The organism is Achromobacter sp. 1L-A-4-B-C2 (genome assembly GCF_057291955.1).
On sequence record NZ_JBXAWP010000001.1, the window covers coordinates 1,597,705 to 1,614,352 of the forward strand.

Sequence of the window (16,648 nt, forward strand, 5' to 3'; positions counted from 1 at the left end):
CTGCGGCAGACGGCCATGGCGCGGCGCCGTTTCATGATGCTGTCATGCACGTCCGAGAACATTGCGCCTCGCTGACAGGCAGCTGACCACCCCAAGGGAAGTGGCTGCCCGCCCCACTCTTCAGGATCAGATCGCGCAATGAACGCCCTTTCCCGCTTCGCCCGCACGGCCGGCGCCGCCACCCTTGTGGCCTTGCTCGCCGCTTGTGGCGGCGACGATGACGACAACAACAATCCCCCGGTCGCACAGACGCCCCCACCCGTCACGGAAACGCCGGCCGCGCCGCCCGCCCCCGTGCAGGTGGCGTTCATGCCCGACATCCACTTCCACGATGTGTACGCCGACTTCAAGGACGGTTCGTTCCCGGGCATTCCGAATCCCAAGCACGGCGACAACGCAACGATCCGCACGATGTATGCGCAGTTGACGTCGACGCGCCTGTTCAACGAGAACTACTTCGCCTTCCTGGCCGCGCTGGACGACGCCGTTGCGCGCGGCGTGAAGTACATCGCATTGCCGGGCGACTTCTCGGACGACGGCCAGCCCGTGCACATGCGCGGCCTGGTGAAGATCATGGATGACTACTCCAAGAAGCACGGCATCCAGTTCTTTGCCGCCCCCGGCAACCATGACCCCAACCGGCCCTTCAACCAGGCGGCCGGCAAGAGCGACTACCTGGGCCTGGACCCCACGACCGGCGCCATCGGCTTCTCGCAACCGATCTACAGCCGCGGCGGCAACGCCGCGTGCAGCACGCCTTACAGCGGCGACTGGGCGCGCATCGGCAACACGTACTGCACGGAAGAAGTCCTGCACATGGGCTACGCCGGCATCACGGACGCGCTCAAGCAGCATGGCTTCATGCCGCAGCCGCAAAACGTCTATTACGAAACGCCGTACAGCACCTACAAGTACGAAGACTACGACTACACCACGGCATTGGATCAGGCCAACTGGATCAACCGCCAGTACGAGATCTGCGCCGAAGGCACGGGCGGCCCGAACAAGCCGCAGAACTACACGCTGTGCAAGATGGTGCCAGACACGTCCTACGTGGTTGAGCCGGTCAAGGGCGTGTGGCTGGTCGGCATCGATGCCAACGTCTACGTGCCCACGGGCATCGGCGCCAATGATTTCACCGGCTCGGGTGACCAGGGCTACAACAGGATGCTGACGCACAAGGCCCACGTCATCAAATGGTTGGCTGACGTCGTCGCGCGCGGCAAGGCGCAGGGCAAGCAGGTCATCGCGTTCAGCCACTTCCCGATGTCCGAGTTTTTCAACGGCGCCTCCGACGACATCGAAGCGCTGCTGGGCGCGAACAAGATGCAGATGATCCGGCGTCCGGCGGAGAACACCACGCGTGCCCTGGCCGAAACCGGCCTGAAGGTGCACGTGGGCGGACATATGCACTTCAACGACATGGGCGCCCGCAACTACGGCGGCGACACGGCGCTGTTCAATATCCAGGCGCCGTCCATGGCGGCGTACGTGCCGGCCTACAAGCTGATGACGCTGCAAAGCGCCGACAAGATCGAAGTACAGACCATCCGCCTGGACAAGGTGCCGCGCTTTGACGAACTGTTCGACCTGTATCGCGCCGAGAACGCCTACACCACGCCGGCCCGCTGGGACGTGTCGATCCTTGACGCCAAGGACTACGGCGACTTCACGTATCGCTACATGAGCGAGCTGGTGCGCCTGCGCCTGCTTAACGACGACTGGCGTTGCGAGATGCGCGAACTGGTCAAAAGCCCGCTGACCGGCGCCGACCTGCTGACGCTGTCGCAACTGCAAACCAGCGTCACGCTCAAGGAACTGGCGAACACCGGCAATCAGAGCAATCTGACGCCGGCCTTCTTTGCCTGCCTGTCGGACGGCGGCGGTACCGGCGCCAGCAACGCGGCGTATGCCGGCAACCTGGCCGACGCGCAGGCGCGTGCACAAGCGCTGGCGCAAGCCAACGGCATGCAGCTGTCGGACTTCGCGCAGTGGAAGGCACTGGACATGGCGGGCGACTTCGTGCGCATTGCCAATGCCGGCGACCTGGCCTTTGCCGACATGCCGGCCCAACGCGCCAGCCAGTACAAGCTGCTGGCCCAGGCGCTGGCCAACACGAACGCTTCCGTGCAAATGAGCGGCAACAGCGTCAGCAACGCCAATACGCTTGCCGACCTGTTCAAGGCGCGCTTCAAGCCGCTGATGGCGATCATGCTGAAGCTGGCGGCAGGCGCGCCGTCCGAACACATCCGGCTGGACCTGACCAGCAACAGCATTGTGGATCTGTCGAATCGTCCGTCACCGTTCTAAGCCAGCGCTCAACGGCTGACCGGTAAAACAAGACAGCTCATTCGTGAGCCGTCTTTTTTGACTCAGCAGCGTGCGCGCATATCGCGCGCAGTGATGCCGAAGCGGCTCTTGAACAGCCGGCTGAAATGCGACGGATGTGAAAAGCCGACCTGATAGGCCAGCTCGGCGATGCCGCGGTGCCGATGCCGCGGGTCCAGCAGCAGCTCGCGGCATTTGTCCAGGCGCTGATCAAAGATGAACGACTCCACCGACAGGCCGCCCGCGCGCAAGATGCGGTGCAGATACGCCACCGACACGCCGCAGCCTTGCGCAACGTGCTGCGGCGACAAGCCAGGGTCGGCCAGGTGCTGGCGGATGTAGGCCAACACGCGCTGGCGATGCGCCAACGTGACGCTGCTGTCCGTTTCAGACGCATGCCCCTGCCCCGCCTGCACCAGGAACAGCACGATCAGGTCGATCAACCTTTCGCCAAGCTCGGTCACTTCGGTATCGGACCAGCTGCCCATGCCCTTGAACAGGTGGTCCATGAAGCCGGCCAGCATCGCCCCGCGCGGCGACCCGTCATCGATGCGCAACTTGTGGAACGCGCCGATGCGCGAATCGCGCTGCGTCAGCGCACTGCGAGGAAACGACACGCTAAGACTACGGTAGCCGGCCGCCCCCAACGCCGTCGCCTGATACGGCAGGCTTTGGTTCATCAGGTACACGCAGCCCGGCTCCACCTGAAAATCGCGCCCCTGCTGCCGCACGGCCAACGGCCCCGCCAGCGGCATGCCAAACGTATAGAACTCCTGGTCCAGCCGCGACACGTTACCGGCCGTGCGTTCCAGCTTCTGTCCCTGATAGTGCAGGTCATTGAACTGCAAGCTGGCGCGACGCGCGTAGCGCACATGGCCGGCGAAATGGTCGGCTTTGCCGCGGTGCACCTCGAACGGACCGAACGCGTCGGCCAGCGCCGCCCGCCATTGCTCGCGCCCGTCGGCGCCTGCGGTGGCCGATATGGCGAATTCCGTGTCCGACATGTCGCGGTCTCCTGTACTCGGCCCAGCGCAATTTGATCTTGCGTCTACAAGTTCTTGACTCACCCTGCCCTGGGGTGCGCGGCGCATTGTCGATGCGTCTGGCGCAAGTCTATATTCAGCCCGATAAGCACACAACCTGGACAACCCGGGAGGAGACTCATGGCAACCGAGCCCGCAACGGCCGCCCGCCACACGCCGGTTTCGCGCTATGTGCGTTGCGAAGGACGCGAGCTGCACTACATGGAATGGGGCGCGCCCGACGCGCCGCCCATCATCATGTGGCATGGCCTGGCTCGAACCGGCCGCGACTTCGACGACCTGGCAGAAGCGCTGGCCGGTGACTACCGCGTCATCTGCCCCGACACGATCGGCCGCGGCCTGTCGCAATGGAGCCCCGACCCGGCGGCCGAATACTGCCTGGATTTCTATGCAAGGCTGGCGCGCGCGCTGGCCGATGCCTTGTCGCTTACCCGTATGCGCTGGGTCGGCACATCGATGGGCGGCGCCACCGGCATGCACGCGGCCGCCACCACCTTGCGCGACCGGATCTCGCATCTGGTGGTCAATGACATCGGACCCGAGCTGCCCAAGCCGGCCATCGAACGCATCCTGGCGTACGCGGGCAACCCGCCCGCCTTTGATACCGTCACAGAACTCGAAGCCTGGCTGCGCGTCGCCTACCAGCCCTATGGGTGGCAAAGCGATGCGCAATGGCGGCGTATGGCCGAGACGTCGGTCCGCCGGCTTCCCGATGGCCGCGTCACGCCGCATTACGACCCCGCCATCGTCGGCCAATTTCGCCATCATCCCAATGACTACGACCGCTGGAGCGGCTACGACTCGCTGCGCATGCCGGTGCTGTTGCTGCGCGGCGCGCAGTCCGACCTGTTGCTGCCGGAAGTCGCTGATGCCATGACGCAGCGCGGTCCGCGTGCAACGCGCATCGACTTCCCCGACTGTGGCCACGCCCCCGCATTGAACATTGCGCCGCAGATCGACGCCATCCGCCAATTTCTTGCCACGCCGGATCACACGGCGAACGCGTGCGCCCGTTGATACTGATACCAGGAGACTTCCCATGAATCGCATACTGCTCGCCGCGCTGGCGGCGCTTTGCATGACCTCGACGGTCGCCGCCAAGGATTTCGTCGTCGCCCACGTGTACGACAAGACCGGGCCGCTGGAGGCCTATGCCAAACAGACGCAGAACGGCTTGATGCTGGGCCTGGAGTACGCCACGCAAGGCACGATGACCGTGGCTGGCCGCAAGATCCGCGTCATTGAAAAGGACAACCAGGGCAAGCCCGACGTTGCCCGCGCGCAGCTGGCGTCGGCCTATGCGGACGACAACGCCGACATCGCCGTGGGCCCCACGTCGTCAGGCGTCGCGTTGGCCATGCTGCCCATCGCCGAGGAATACGAAAAGATCCTGCTGGTCGAGCCCGCCGTCGCGGATTCGATCACCGGCGAAAAATGGAACAAGTACATTTTCCGCACCGGCCGCAACTCGTCGCAGGACGCCATCGCCAACGCGGTCGCGTTCGACCAGGCAGGCACCTCCATCGCCATGTTGGCGCAAGACTACGCGTTTGGCCGTGACGGCGTGAAGGCCTTCAAGGGTGCGCTGAAAAACGCCAAGATCGTGCACGAGGAATATCTGCCGGCCAACGCCACGGACTTCACCGCCGGCGCGCAGCGCCTGTTTGATGCGTTGAAAGACAAGCCCGGCCGCAAGATCATCTTCATCCTGTGGGCCGGCGCCGGCAACCCGTTCAAGATAGCCGACCTGGACCCCAAGCGCTTCGGCATTGAAATTGCCACGGGCGGCAACACGCTGGCCGCGATGACGCCGCTGAAGTCCCTGGCCGGCATGGAAGGTGCCACGTATTACTACTACGGCATTCCGAAGAATCCCATCAACGATTGGCTGGTTGCCGAACATCAGAAGCGCTTCGGGCAGCCGCCCGACTTCTTCACGGCCGGCGGCATGTCTTCGGGCATCGCGATCGTGGCGGCGCTGAACAAGACCGCGGGCAACGCCGACACCGACACGCTCATCAAGGCAATGGAAGGCATGAGTTTCGATACACCCAAGGGCAAGATGACGTTCCGCCCCGAAGACCATCAGGCGATGCAGTCGATGTACCACTTCCGCATCAAGAACGATCCTTCCGTGCCGTGGGCCGTGCAGGATCTGGTCAAGGAGATCACGCCCGATCAGATGAATGTGCCCATTCAGAACAAGCGTTGAAGGCCGGTCGCCGCCATGCTGGAAACCCAATCGCTTACGATCCGCTTCGGCGGGCACGTGGCCGTCAACAACGTCAGTTGCCGCTACGAGCCGGGCACGCTGACGGCCATTGTCGGCCCCAACGGCGCGGGCAAGACAACGTACTTCAACTTGATCTCTGGCCAGCTGCGTGCCAGCGCTGGGTCGGTAAGTCTGAACGGGCGCGACCTGACGTCGCTATCGGCCCCTGCGCGCATGCACGCGGGGTTGGGCCGTGCATTTCAGCTGACGCAGCTTTTCCCGCGCCTGTCCGTGCACGAGAACGTGCGGCTGGCGCTGCAATCGCGCCAACAAGGTCTGAGCTGGCGTCAGATTCGCTTCTGGCGAACCTGGGACGATGATCGCAAGCTGCTGGCGCGCGCCGATGTGCTGCTTGAACGTACCCGCTTGTCGGCACGCCGCGACCAGGCTGCGGCCGACCTGCCGCATGGCGATCAGCGCAAGCTGGAAATCGCCATGTTGATCGCCCTGGAGCCGCAGGTTTTCATGTTTGACGAGCCCACGGCCGGCATGAGCGTGGACGATGTACCCGTGGTGCTGGAGCTGATTCGCGAACTGAAAACCGACCCCTCGAAAACAATCCTGCTGGTCGAGCACAAGATGGATGTGGTGCGCGAATTGGCCGACCGCATCGTCGTACTGCATAACGGCCAATTGATGGCCGATGGCGAGCCCGCCGCTGTCATCGCCTCGCCCATCGTGCAACAGGCATACCTGGGTATCGCGCCCGTGGAGAACCCCGCATGAGCGCGCCGCCGCTACTTGAATTGAAGGACGTGCACACGCACATCGGTGCGTATCACATCCTGCACGGCGTCGATCTCGCGGTGCCCGCGTCGGCGGTAACCATGCTGCTGGGCCGCAACGGCGCGGGCAAGACCACGACGCTGCGCACCATCATGGGCTTGTGGCGCGCCTCGCAAGGCCAGGTGCGGTTTGACGGCGCGCCCGTCGGCGGGCCGGGCACCCGCACATCGCCGCCCGACATGGCGCGCATGGGCATGACCTACGTACCCGAGAACATGGGCATCTTTGCCGACCTTTCCGTCAAGGAAAACATCTTGCTGGCCGCGCGCCAGGCCCGAACCGAGGCGCAGTTGGACACGGCGCGATTGGAATGGATCTTCGGATTCTTCCCGGCACTGAAGAAGTTCTGGCTACACCCCGCCGGCAAGCTGTCCGGAGGCCAGAAACAGATGCTTGCCGTGGCGCGCGCCATCATCGAACCGCGCCGGCTGCTGCTGATCGACGAGCCCAGCAAGGGCCTGGCGCCCGCCATCATCCAGAACATGATCGACGCCTTCATCGAACTCAAGCAGGCGTCCACCACCATTTTGCTGGTCGAGCAGAACTTCAACTTTGCGCGCCGTGTCGGCGACCATGTCGCCGTCATGGACGACGGCCGTATCGTCCACGCGGGCGCCATGCAGACGTTGGCGCAAGACGAGGCGCTACAGACCCGCCTGCTGGGCCTATCGCTGGGAAGCCATCAATGAGCACCTTGGATATCGATACCCCATTGCCACGCGTGCGCGCGGACTTGCGCCCCGTGCTGCTGGTGGTCGCATTGGCCGCGCTTGCACTGCCGCTGGTAGGCTCGTTTTCGACCTGGATCACCCTGACGTTGGCCGGCCTGGCCATGGGCATGATCATCTTCATCGTCGCCTCGGGCATGACGCTGGTGTTCGGGCTGATGGATGTTTTGAACTTCGGCCACGGCCTGTTCATTGCCATCGGCGCGTACATGGCGGCCACGGTGCTGGGGTCGATGTCCGACTGGACGCAGACGGCAAGCCTGTGGACGAACATGGTTGCGGTACTGCCGGCCATGATCGTGGGCATGCTTGTGGCCGGCGCGGTGGGCCTGGCCTTCGAACGCGTCATTGTGCGGCCGGTGTACGGCCAGCATCTGAAGCAGATCCTGATCACCATGGGCGGCATGATCATCGGCGAAGAGATCATCAAGATGATCTGGGGTCCGCAAACGCTGTCGCTCCCGCTGCCCGAGGCGCTGCGCGGCGCGTTCCTGCTGGGCGACGCCGCGATCGAGAAATTTCGCATCGTCGCGCTGGCAGTGGGCGTGCTGGTGCTGGGCGGCATGCTGTGGCTGCTGAACCGGACCAAGTTGGGGCTGCTGATCCGCGCCGGGGTTGAAGACCGGGAAATGGTCGAAAGCCTGGGCTATCGCATTCGGCACCTGTTCGTGGGCGTGTTCGTGGCGGGGTCCATGCTGGCTGGCCTGGGCGGGGTGCTGTGGGGCATGTATCAGCAATCCATCGTGCCGCAGTTGGGTGCGCAGGTAAACGTGCTGATCTTCATCGTCATCATGATCGGCGGATTGGGCTCGACGGTGGGCTGCCTGATCGGCGCGCTGCTGGTTGGCTTGATGGCCAACTACACCGGCTTCCTGCTCCCCAAGGCGGCCTTGTTCTCGAACATCGCCCTGATGATCGCCATATTGTTGTGGCGGCCGCAAGGCGTGTATCCGGTCACCAACCGCTAGGAACCGCGACATGTCATTCCGCCTGCTCTCCGGCGACCCGCCGCGCAGCCCTTTGCTGGCGCTGGCGCTGATTGCGATTGTCGTCCTGCTGCTTGCCACGCCGTTTCTCTTTCCCGGCCCCAAGTCGCTCGCCGTGGCGGCCAAGATCCTGGTGTTCGTCATCCTGGTGGCCAGCTATGACCTGCTGCTGGGCTATACCGGCATCGTCAGCTTTGCGCACACCATGTTCTTCGGCATCGGCGCCTATGGCGTGGCGATCGCCAGCATCCGTATGGAGCCCGGTTGGACGGCAGTGTTCGCCGGCGTGGGCGCGGGCCTGCTTGTGTCGCTGGCCTTTGCATTGCTGATCGGCTTGGCAAGCCTGCGTGTGCGCGCAATCTTCTACGCCATGATCACCTTGGCGGTGGCTGCCGCCTTCCAGACGCTGGTCTCGCAACTGTCCACGCTGACCGGCGGTGAAGACGGCCTTAACTTCAAGGTGCCGCAACTGCTTCGTCCCGCGTTCCGACCGTTGTCAGAACCCGTATTAGGCGTCACGATCGACGGCCGCATCATTACGTATTATTTGATCGCCGCCGTCTGCGTCGTGCTGTTCCTGATGCTGCTGCGCATCGTCAATTCTCCGTTCGGCCGCGTGCTGCAAGCGATCCGCGAAAACCCCTTCCGCGCCGAAGCCATCGGCTATCGCACCGTGCTGTATCGCAGCCTGTCCAACCTGCTTGCCGCCGCCTTCGCCACGCTGGCCGGCGCGATGTACGCGCTATGGCTCCGCTACAACGGGCCGGACACCTCCCTGTCGTTCGAGATCATGCTGAACATCCTGCTGATGCTGGTGATCGGCGGCATGGGGACGATGTATGGCGCCGTGGTGGGCGCCAGCTTGTTCGTGTTCGCGCAAAGCTATCTTCAAGATGGCCTGCACGTCCTCCACGATGCGGTGACCGGCGTGGCGCCGTTGGCGTTGCTGTTCGAACCGGACCGCTGGCTGCTGTGGCTGGGCATCCTGTTCGTCGTGTCGGTGTATTACTTTCCAACGGGGATCGCGGGGCGCCTGCGGGAACTGGCGCGACGGCGCTGACGCGGGGACGCGCCCGCGCGCACGACCTCGCCGCGCGCGCAGGCACCTCGCGTTATTTCACCTTGCTACGTACACGATCAAGGTCGCGGCTAAGCTGATCGATCTGGCGCTGCATCGCGCTGAACTGCCGCTCGTTCGCGCTGTTGCTGCTGCTACTGCTACTGCTACTACGGTTGCTGTCGCTTTGTTTTCGCTCCAATGCGGCAATCTTTTTCTCCTGATCGTCCACTTTGCGTTGCAGCGCGCGGTTCTGGTTCTTCAGGTCATCCAAAGTACGCGTTTGATCACGAACCTGATCCATCGTCCTCTGCAACTCTCGGACTTCCATGCCAGTTCGCGCTCGGCTATCGCTACCAACGACCAAAACGCTGTCGTAGATGGGCCGAGAGACTTCCACATCCTTGAAAACAATGCTTTGCGCGCTTGCAGCTGCAGAAAATCCCACGCCCGCCCACACCATGAAAGCTGCAGCGCCAAGCTTGCCCGGAGACTTGATCATCTATGCCACTCCTGTGGTCAGAATTGTCAGCGCAATAGGTGCGCTGACAGCACTTATATCAAGAACCATGGGCCGTTGTAACAACGCTGGTGCCGATAACGGCTACGCTGCGTTTCAAAAGCGGCACCGGCCGGCTTCAGCGCTTACTTTCCGCCCTGGCGCATCGATTCCGCGTCGCGGCGCATACCGTCGACGCGCCGCTGCATCTCGTCGATCTTGCCTCTATCAAGCTGCGAGCCAGAGGGCGTGGGCTGCAAAGGCCGCATCGTCGAGCCGGAGTTCAACGGCATCATCGCCGGCGGCGCAGTCCCGGCGCCCGCGGGCTTCTGGGTGAACAGGCGTTCCAGCATCAACAGCTGATTGCGCTGGTTTTCAAGCGTCTGCTCCTGCGACGCCAAGGCCTGTTCGTCCTCGTCTTCCGAGCCGAAGATGGCTGCGTGGTCGCGAGATCCGGTAGGCGGTTTGACCCGGGGCTCGGGTCCCGCATTCAAGACGTTCTTACCGGTCCTGGCGTCATCGGGCGACGGCGCCGAAGGGGCAGCTTGGCCCGTGTTCACGGCTTGCGCGGCTGCCGTGCCGGCCAGGCACAAGGCGGCCCCAAGCGCATGGGCCGTGACGATAATGCGCAGGACGTTGCTGACTCGACTCGGCATGGATCTCAAGGACGAAAAAAAACGGCAAGGGGTTTAGCCCTTGCCGTTTTATATCAGAACGGCGAACCGTTCCAATGACTGCATCACTTAGATGATACGTGCGGCTTCAACCAGACGCACCACACGCCACGACTTCGAGCGCGAGATGGGACGGCCTTCAGCGATTTCAACCGTATCGCCTTCGTTGTATTGGTTCGATTCATCGTGCGCCTTGTACTTCGCGGAGCGCATGATGATCTTGCCGAAGATGGGGTGCTTGACGCGGCGCTCGACGAGCACAACGACAGTCTTGTCCATCTTGTTGCTGACGACCTTGCCCACCAGCGTACGCTGGCGCTTGGCCACTTGGGTGTTTTGAGTTTCGCTCATGTTTATTTCCCTGCCTTCTCGGTCAGCAAGGTACGAACGCGCGCAATGTCGCGACGCACGTTGCGCAGCTGGCTGGTGTTGGCCAGTTGCTGCGTGGCCTTCTGCATACGCAGACCGAATTGTGCCTTCAGCAGGCTTTCGAGCTCTTTGCCGAGCTCGGCGGCGTCTTTCGAACGGAGTTCGCTAGCTTTCATGTTAGTACTCCTTAAGCACCGATATGACGCGCGACGAACGTGGTCGAAATCGGCAGCTTGGCAGCGGCCAGGCGGAAAGCTTCACGCGCGATCTCTTCGCTCACACCTTCCATTTCGTAGAGCACTTTGCCGGGCTGAATTTCAGCGACCCAGTACTCAGGATTGCCCTTACCGTTACCCATACGGACTTCGGCGGGCTTTTGCGAGATGGGCTTATCCGGGAAAATGCGAATCCAGATACGGCCGCCACGCTTGATGTGACGATTGATAGCACGACGAGCGGCTTCGATCTGGCGAGCGGTCAGACGGCCACGGCCGGTGGCCTTCAGACCGAATTCGCCGAACGACACGTGGGTACCACGAGTCGCCAGACCGGTGTTGCGGCCCTTCTGCTCTTTGCGATACTTTCTGCGAGAGGGTTGCAGCATGGTTATTCTCCTTCAGGCGCCGGAGCAGCGTCCGCCTTGCGGGGACCACCACGACCACGACCACCCGGACGACCGGTGCGAGCACCGTCCGGACGATCACCACGCGGAGCGCGGCGCGGACGACGTTCTTCTTCGCGCGGGGCAGCGGTTTCCGGCGGCAATTCGCCGTTAGCCAGCATGTCGCCCTTGTAGACCCAGACCTTGATGCCGATCACGCCATACGTGGTGTGGGCTTCGGAGGTGCCGTAGTCGATGTTGGCCTTGAGGGTGTGCAGCGGCACACGGCCTTCGCGATACCACTCGGTGCGAGCAATTTCGATACCGTTCAGACGGCCCGAGCTCATGATCTTGATGCCTTGGGCACCCAGACGCATCGCGTTTTGCATCGCGCGCTTCATTGCGCGACGGAACATGATGCGCTTCTCGAGCTGTTGCGAGATCGAGTCGGCGATCAGTTGAGCATCGGTTTCCGGCTTGCGGATTTCTTCGATGTTGACGTGCACAGGCACGCCCATCAGACGCTGCAGATCAGCCTTCAGGCTTTCGATGTCTTCGCCGCGCTTGCCGATCACCACGCCCGGACGAGCCGAGTAGACGGTGATGCGGGCATTCTTGGCCGGACGCTCGATGATCACGCGACCAACGGAGGCGCTCTTGAGCTTCTTTTTCAGGTACTCGCGAACGCGAATGTCTTCGGCAAGCATCGTGCCGAAGGCCTTGTCGTCGGCGAACCAACGCGAGGACCAATTACGGGTGACCGCGAGACGGAACCCAGTGGGGTGAATTTTCTGACCCATCGTGACTCCTTAAGCTCCGACCTTGACCGTGATATGGCAGGTCTGCTTCTCGATACGGTTGCCGCGGCCCTTGGCGCGAGCGGAGAAGCGCTTCATCGACTGAGCCTTGTCCACAAAAATCGTGGTGACTTTCAGTTCGTCGATATCGGCGCCGTCGTTGTGCTCGGCGTTGGCGATGGCGGACTCGACAGCCTTCTTCAGGATGACGGCAGCCTTCTTCGGCGAGAAGGTGAGGATTTCCAGGGCACGGCCGACCTTCTGGCCACGGATCAAGTCCGCAACCAAACGGGTCTTCTGTGCCGAGATGTGCACCCCACGGATAATGGCAGTAGTTTCCATCGCTTACCTCTTCGCCTTCTTGTCCGCAGCGTGGCCCTTGAACGTACGGGTCAGCGCGAACTCGCCCAGCTTGTGACCGACCATGTTCTCGTTGATGTACACGGGGACATGTTGCTTGCCGTTGTGGACCGCGATCGTCAGACCGATGAACTCGGGCAGGATCGTGGAACGACGCGACCAGGTCTTGATCGGCTTCTTGTCTTTGCCCGCGACGGCCGTGTCCACCTTTTTGATCAGGTGAGCATCGACAAACGGGCCTTTCTTGATCGAACGTGACATAGTGTTCGCCTCTTACTTGCGCTTGCGCCGTTGGACGATCATATTGTTCGTCCGCTTGTTGCGACGGGTCTTGAAACCCTTCGCCGGGGTGCCCCACGGGCTGACCGGCTCGCGTGCCTCACCGGTACGGCCTTCGCCGCCACCGTGCGGGTGATCCACCGGGTTCATGGCAACGCCACGAACCGTCGGGCGGATACCACGCCAACGCATTGCACCGGCCTTGCCGATTTGGCGCAGGCTGTGTTCTTCGTTACCGACTTCACCAATGGTGGCGCGGCATTCGATGTGCACACGGCGAACTTCACCCGAGCGCAGACGAACCTGAGCGTAGATGCCTTCGCGAGCCAGCAGGACGGCGGAAGCGCCGGCCGAACGGACCATTTGAGCACCCTTGCCAGGCAGCATTTCGACGCAGTGAATCGTCGTACCCACCGGGATGTTGCGGATCGGCAGCGTGTTACCAGCGCGGATCGGAGCATCGGTGCCCGACAGCAAGGTAGCACCCACTTCCAGGCCACGCGGAGCGATGATGTAACGACGTTCGCCGTCGGCGTAGCACAGCAGAGCAATGTGCGCCGTACGGTTGGGGTCATATTCCAGACGCTCGACCTTTGCCGGGATACCGTCCTTGTCGCGACGGAAGTCGACGACACGGTAGTGTTGCTTGTGACCACCACCACGGTGGCGGATCGTGATGTGACCGTTGTTGTTACGGCCAGAACCACGGGTCTTCTTTTCCAGCAGCGGCGCGTAGGGCTCACCCTTGTGCAGGTTCGGGCTAACAACCTTCACCATGCCACGGCGGCCAGCCGATGTCGGCTTAACTTTTACGAGGGCCATTTACTTCACCTCCGCAAAGTCGATTTCCTGGCCGTCCTTGAGCGACACGTAAGCCTTGCGCTCATTACGGCGACGGCCAACGAATCGGCCAAAGCGCTTGACTTTGCCCTTACGGTTGAGGACCTGCACGGACTCGACCTGCACTTTGAAGAGCAGTTCGACGGCAGCCTTGATTTCCGGCTTGGTAGCGTCAGCCACGACACGGAAAGCGACTTGCTGATTCTTCTCAGCGACGAACGTGGCCTTTTCGGTCACGATCGGAGCCAGAATGACTTGCATCAAGCGTTCAGCGTTCATCCCAGCATCTCCTCGAGTTGAGCGATGGCCGGCTTGGTGATCAGCACTTTCTTGTAGTGGACCAGCGACAACGGATCGGCATAACGGGGCTCGACAACAGCAACGTGCGGCAGGTTGCGGGTGGCGAGGTAAACATTCTCATCAACGCTGTCGGTGATGATCAGGACCGAGTCCAGGCCCAGGCTCTTCAGCTTTGCAGCAGCAGCCTTGGTCTTGGGCGATTCCAGATCAAACGATTCGACAACGGCGATACGGTCTTCACGAGCCAGTTGCGACAAGATCGAACGGATCCCGGCGCGGTACATCTTCTTGTTGACCTTCTGGCTGAAGTTCTCTTCGGGCGAGTTCGGGAAAATCCGACCACCGCCACGCCACAGCGGCGACGAAGTCATACCAGCGCGTGCGCGGCCGGTACCCTTCTGGCGCCAGGGCTTCTTGGTCGAGTGCTTAACTTCGGCACGATCCTTCTGAGCGCGGTTGCCGGCACGGGCATTGGCTTGGAAAGCCACCACGATCTGATGAATCAGCGCTTCGTTGAAGTCACGGCCGAAGATCGTATCGGGCGCGCTGAACGTAGCAGCGGCCTGACCTTGGTCGTTCAGGAGCTTGAGATCCATTTACTTACGCTCCCTTCTTGGCCGGGGCCTTGATGGCCGGGCGCACGACGATGTCGGCGCCAGCGTGGCCGGGGACAGCGCCCTTGACCAACAGCAGGCCACGCTCAACGTCAACGCGAACGACGTCGAGGTTTTGAACGGTGCGGGTGACATCACCCAGGTGACCAGCCATCTTCTTACCCGGGAACACGCGGCCCGGATCTTGAGCTTGGCCAATCGAGCCCGGGACGCGGTGCGAACGGGAGTTACCGTGCGACGCGCGTTGCGAACCGAAGTGGTGACGCTTGATGGTACCGGCGAAGCCTTTACCAATGGTCGTGCCCGTCACGTCGACCTGTTGGCCGGCTTCGAACACGGATTCCACGGCAATCACGGAACCGGCTGCAAATTCAGCAGCGCGGGCGGGATCAAGGCGGAATTCTTTGAGGATGCTACCGGCTTCAGTGCCGGCTTTGGCGTAGTGGCCCGTTTGCGGCTGAGCCACACGCGAGGCACGACGAGTGCCATAAGCCACCTGGATCGCGGCGTAGCCGTCGGTTTCCAGCGACTTAACTTGGGTCACGCGGTTGTTAGACACGTCCAGCACGGTTACCGGGATGGATTCACCTTCCTCGGTAAAAATGCGGGTCATGCCGACCTTGCGACCCACCAGCCCCAGCCGGTGAGCGGCGGGCGTGGGTGTCGAATTCGACATCGTTTTCTCCATTCCTGACTGCGATTGGTCAGGGCTAATCAGGCAAAAGGTAACGGCCTTTGCCCTACGACTATGTTCAACCTGGTTGGTATTGCCTTATAGGCCGCCTTGCCTTGCAGCAAAGGGATTCAAGCCAATCCGCCCATAGTTAGACTTGCCACAAAATGGCAAGCTTGGCATATTAGCATGATTTTTTCAGGCAGCACAAGCACTTAGCGGCTTAAAGGCATGCGCACGCGCGCATATTTGCCACACTTTGGACGGCGTTGCCCCGACCAAAACAAAATGGCCGCATTCCCTTGGGAACACGGCCATTCTTATCGAGCCTACCGGCGAAGGTAGCAGGCCCGAATCGCCTTACTGCAGCGCGATTTCGACGTCGACGCCGGCCGGCAGGTCCAGACGCATCAGAGCGTCAACGGTCTTGTCGGTGGGATCAACGATGTCCATCAGGCGCTGGTGCGTACGGATTTCGAACTGGTCGCGCGACGTCTTGTTGACGTGCGGCGAACGCAGAACGTCGTAGCGACGGATACGCGTGGGCAGCGGCACCGGGCCGCGGACGACGGCGCCGGTACGCTTGGCGGTGTCGACGATTTCAGCGGCCGATTGATCGATCAGCTTGTAATCGAATGCTTTCAAGCGGATACGGATCTTTTGGTTTTTCATGGCGTTTCCTAAAGAACGAGAGGCGAAGGCGACGAGGCGCCCTCGCTGGTTGTGTGCTGCTTAAGTGATCCGAATTACTTCAGGATCTTGGCGACGACGCCGGCGCCGACGGTACGACCGCCTTCACGGATAGCGAAACGCAGGCCTTCTTCCATGGCGATGGGAGCCAACAGCTTGACCGTCATGGCCACGTTGTCGCCCGGCAGAACCATTTCCTTGTCGGCCGGCAGCTCGATCGTGCCCGTCACGTCCGTCGTGCGGAAGTAGAACTGGGGACGATAGCCTTGGAAGAACGGAGTGTGACGGCCGCCTTCTTCCTTGGACAGGATGTACACCTCGGACGTGAAGTCCGTGTGCGGGGTGATCGAGCCCGGCTTGGCCAACACTTGGCCGCGCTGGACGTCTTCACGCTTGGTGCCGCGCAGCAGGATGCCCACGTTGTCGCCAGCTTGACCTTGGTCCAGCAGCTTGCGGAACATTTCAACGCCCGTGCAAGTCGTCTTGACCGTCGGCACCAGGCCCACGATTTCGATTTCTTCGCCGACCTTGACGATGCCGCGTTCGATACGGCCAGTCACCACCGTGCCACGACCCGAGATCGAGAACACGTCTTCAACCGGCATCAGGAACGTGCCGTCCACGGCGCGCTCGGGCGTCGGGATGTACGAATCCAGTGCAGCGGCCAAAGCCATGATGGCTTGCTCGCCCAGTTCGCCCTTGTCGCCTTCCAGCGCCAGCTTGGCCGAACCCTTGACGATCGGGGTGTCATC

At 62.1% G+C, this 16,648-nt stretch carries 22 protein-coding genes; 7 read left to right on the forward strand and 15 right to left on the reverse strand.

The annotated features are described in order from the left end of the window. Positions 1 to 138: 138 nt before the first annotated feature. Positions 139 to 2,310: a metallophosphoesterase gene (locus AC0Z35_RS07375; RefSeq protein ID WP_485131033.1), complete on the forward strand. Its 2,172-nt coding sequence runs from the start codon at positions 139 to 141 to the stop codon at positions 2,308 to 2,310. A 62-nt stretch (positions 2,311 to 2,372) separates the two neighbouring features. On the opposite strand, the gene AC0Z35_RS07380 is transcribed toward AC0Z35_RS07375, so the two are convergent. Next, positions 2,373 to 3,332: an AraC-like ligand-binding domain-containing protein gene (locus AC0Z35_RS07380; RefSeq protein WP_046806031.1), complete on the reverse strand. Its 960-nt coding sequence runs from the start codon at positions 3,330 to 3,332 to the stop codon at positions 2,373 to 2,375. Between the two features lie 159 nt (positions 3,333 to 3,491). Between AC0Z35_RS07380 and AC0Z35_RS07385 the strand changes: the two genes are divergently transcribed. Genes AC0Z35_RS07385 through AC0Z35_RS07410 form a run of 6 tightly spaced genes read left to right on the forward strand, consistent with a single transcriptional unit; the run spans position 3,492 to position 9,203 of the window. Continuing rightward, positions 3,492 to 4,388, forward strand: coding sequence for an alpha/beta fold hydrolase (locus tag AC0Z35_RS07385; RefSeq protein ID WP_485131032.1), 897 nt, complete (start codon positions 3,492 to 3,494; stop codon positions 4,386 to 4,388). Between the two features lie 22 nt (positions 4,389 to 4,410). Beyond that, complete coding sequence (locus AC0Z35_RS07390) at positions 4,411 to 5,583, forward strand: substrate-binding domain-containing protein (RefSeq protein ID WP_104142456.1); 1,173 nt, start codon at positions 4,411 to 4,413, stop codon at positions 5,581 to 5,583. 15 nt (positions 5,584 to 5,598) lie between these two features. Further along, the gene (locus AC0Z35_RS07395; RefSeq protein ID WP_485131031.1) at positions 5,599 to 6,369 is read left to right on the forward strand and encodes an ABC transporter ATP-binding protein; all 771 of its coding nucleotides are present in this window, start codon (positions 5,599 to 5,601) and stop codon (positions 6,367 to 6,369) included. Further along, positions 6,366 to 7,118: an ABC transporter ATP-binding protein gene (locus AC0Z35_RS07400; RefSeq protein WP_485131030.1), complete on the forward strand. Its 753-nt coding sequence runs from the start codon at positions 6,366 to 6,368 to the stop codon at positions 7,116 to 7,118. Before AC0Z35_RS07395 ends, AC0Z35_RS07400 begins: the two co-directional genes overlap by 4 nt. Next, a complete protein-coding gene (locus AC0Z35_RS07405) occupies positions 7,115 to 8,125 on the forward strand; it encodes a branched-chain amino acid ABC transporter permease (RefSeq protein ID WP_485131029.1) in 1,011 nt (336 codons plus the stop codon). Before AC0Z35_RS07400 ends, AC0Z35_RS07405 begins: the two co-directional genes overlap by 4 nt. Positions 8,126 to 8,135: 10 nt before the next feature. Continuing rightward, a complete protein-coding gene (locus AC0Z35_RS07410; protein WP_485131028.1) occupies positions 8,136 to 9,203 on the forward strand; it encodes a branched-chain amino acid ABC transporter permease in 1,068 nt (355 codons plus the stop codon). 52 nt (positions 9,204 to 9,255) lie between these two features. Here the strand turns inward: AC0Z35_RS07410 and AC0Z35_RS07415 are convergent, their stop codons facing one another. From AC0Z35_RS07415 to AC0Z35_RS07480, 14 genes are all read right to left on the reverse strand, one after another. Then, complete coding sequence (locus tag AC0Z35_RS07415; RefSeq protein WP_046806038.1) at positions 9,256 to 9,702, reverse strand: hypothetical protein; 447 nt, start codon at positions 9,700 to 9,702, stop codon at positions 9,256 to 9,258. A 143-nt stretch (positions 9,703 to 9,845) separates the two neighbouring features. Further along, complete coding sequence (locus tag AC0Z35_RS07420; protein ID WP_485131027.1) at positions 9,846 to 10,355, reverse strand: hypothetical protein; 510 nt, start codon at positions 10,353 to 10,355, stop codon at positions 9,846 to 9,848. Between the two features lie 87 nt (positions 10,356 to 10,442). Beyond that, positions 10,443 to 10,724: a 30S ribosomal protein S17 gene (gene rpsQ / locus AC0Z35_RS07425; protein WP_006216549.1), complete on the reverse strand. Its 282-nt coding sequence runs from the start codon at positions 10,722 to 10,724 to the stop codon at positions 10,443 to 10,445. Positions 10,725 to 10,726: 2 nt separating this feature from the next. After that, a complete protein-coding gene (rpmC, locus tag AC0Z35_RS07430) occupies positions 10,727 to 10,918 on the reverse strand; it encodes a 50S ribosomal protein L29 (RefSeq protein ID WP_003806912.1) in 192 nt (63 codons plus the stop codon). An 11-nt stretch (positions 10,919 to 10,929) separates the two neighbouring features. Continuing rightward, the gene (rplP, locus tag AC0Z35_RS07435) at positions 10,930 to 11,346 is read right to left on the reverse strand and encodes a 50S ribosomal protein L16 (RefSeq protein WP_006216552.1); all 417 of its coding nucleotides are present in this window, start codon (positions 11,344 to 11,346) and stop codon (positions 10,930 to 10,932) included. Between the two features lie 2 nt (positions 11,347 to 11,348). Beyond that, positions 11,349 to 12,143 (reverse strand): 30S ribosomal protein S3, encoded by a 795-nt coding sequence (rpsC, locus tag AC0Z35_RS07440; protein ID WP_006216553.1) that lies wholly within the window; start codon positions 12,141 to 12,143, stop codon positions 11,349 to 11,351. Between the two features lie 9 nt (positions 12,144 to 12,152). Beyond that, positions 12,153 to 12,482, reverse strand: coding sequence for a 50S ribosomal protein L22 (rplV, locus tag AC0Z35_RS07445; protein ID WP_006227021.1), 330 nt, complete (start codon positions 12,480 to 12,482; stop codon positions 12,153 to 12,155). A gap of 3 nt (positions 12,483 to 12,485) precedes the next feature. Next, on the reverse strand, positions 12,486 to 12,761 hold the full coding sequence (gene rpsS / locus AC0Z35_RS07450; protein WP_006216555.1) for a 30S ribosomal protein S19: 276 nt from the start codon (positions 12,759 to 12,761) through the stop codon (positions 12,486 to 12,488). Between the two features lie 12 nt (positions 12,762 to 12,773). Continuing rightward, the gene (gene rplB / locus AC0Z35_RS07455; protein ID WP_006216556.1) at positions 12,774 to 13,601 is read right to left on the reverse strand and encodes a 50S ribosomal protein L2; all 828 of its coding nucleotides are present in this window, start codon (positions 13,599 to 13,601) and stop codon (positions 12,774 to 12,776) included. Further along, on the reverse strand, positions 13,602 to 13,898 hold the full coding sequence (gene rplW, locus AC0Z35_RS07460) for a 50S ribosomal protein L23 (protein ID WP_006216557.1): 297 nt from the start codon (positions 13,896 to 13,898) through the stop codon (positions 13,602 to 13,604). Further along, positions 13,895 to 14,515 (reverse strand): 50S ribosomal protein L4, encoded by a 621-nt coding sequence (rplD, locus tag AC0Z35_RS07465; RefSeq protein WP_006216558.1) that lies wholly within the window; start codon positions 14,513 to 14,515, stop codon positions 13,895 to 13,897. Before rplD ends, rplW begins: the two co-directional genes overlap by 4 nt. Before the next feature lie 4 nt (positions 14,516 to 14,519). Next, positions 14,520 to 15,209, reverse strand: coding sequence for a 50S ribosomal protein L3 (rplC, locus tag AC0Z35_RS07470; protein WP_052946063.1), 690 nt, complete (start codon positions 15,207 to 15,209; stop codon positions 14,520 to 14,522). Between the two features lie 357 nt (positions 15,210 to 15,566). Beyond that, complete coding sequence (gene rpsJ, locus AC0Z35_RS07475; protein WP_003806903.1) at positions 15,567 to 15,878, reverse strand: 30S ribosomal protein S10; 312 nt, start codon at positions 15,876 to 15,878, stop codon at positions 15,567 to 15,569. A gap of 74 nt (positions 15,879 to 15,952) precedes the next feature. Further along, the coding region (locus AC0Z35_RS07480; RefSeq protein ID WP_485133304.1) for an EF-Tu C-terminal domain-related protein at positions 15,953 to 16,648 on the reverse strand (696 nt) is incomplete at its 5' end.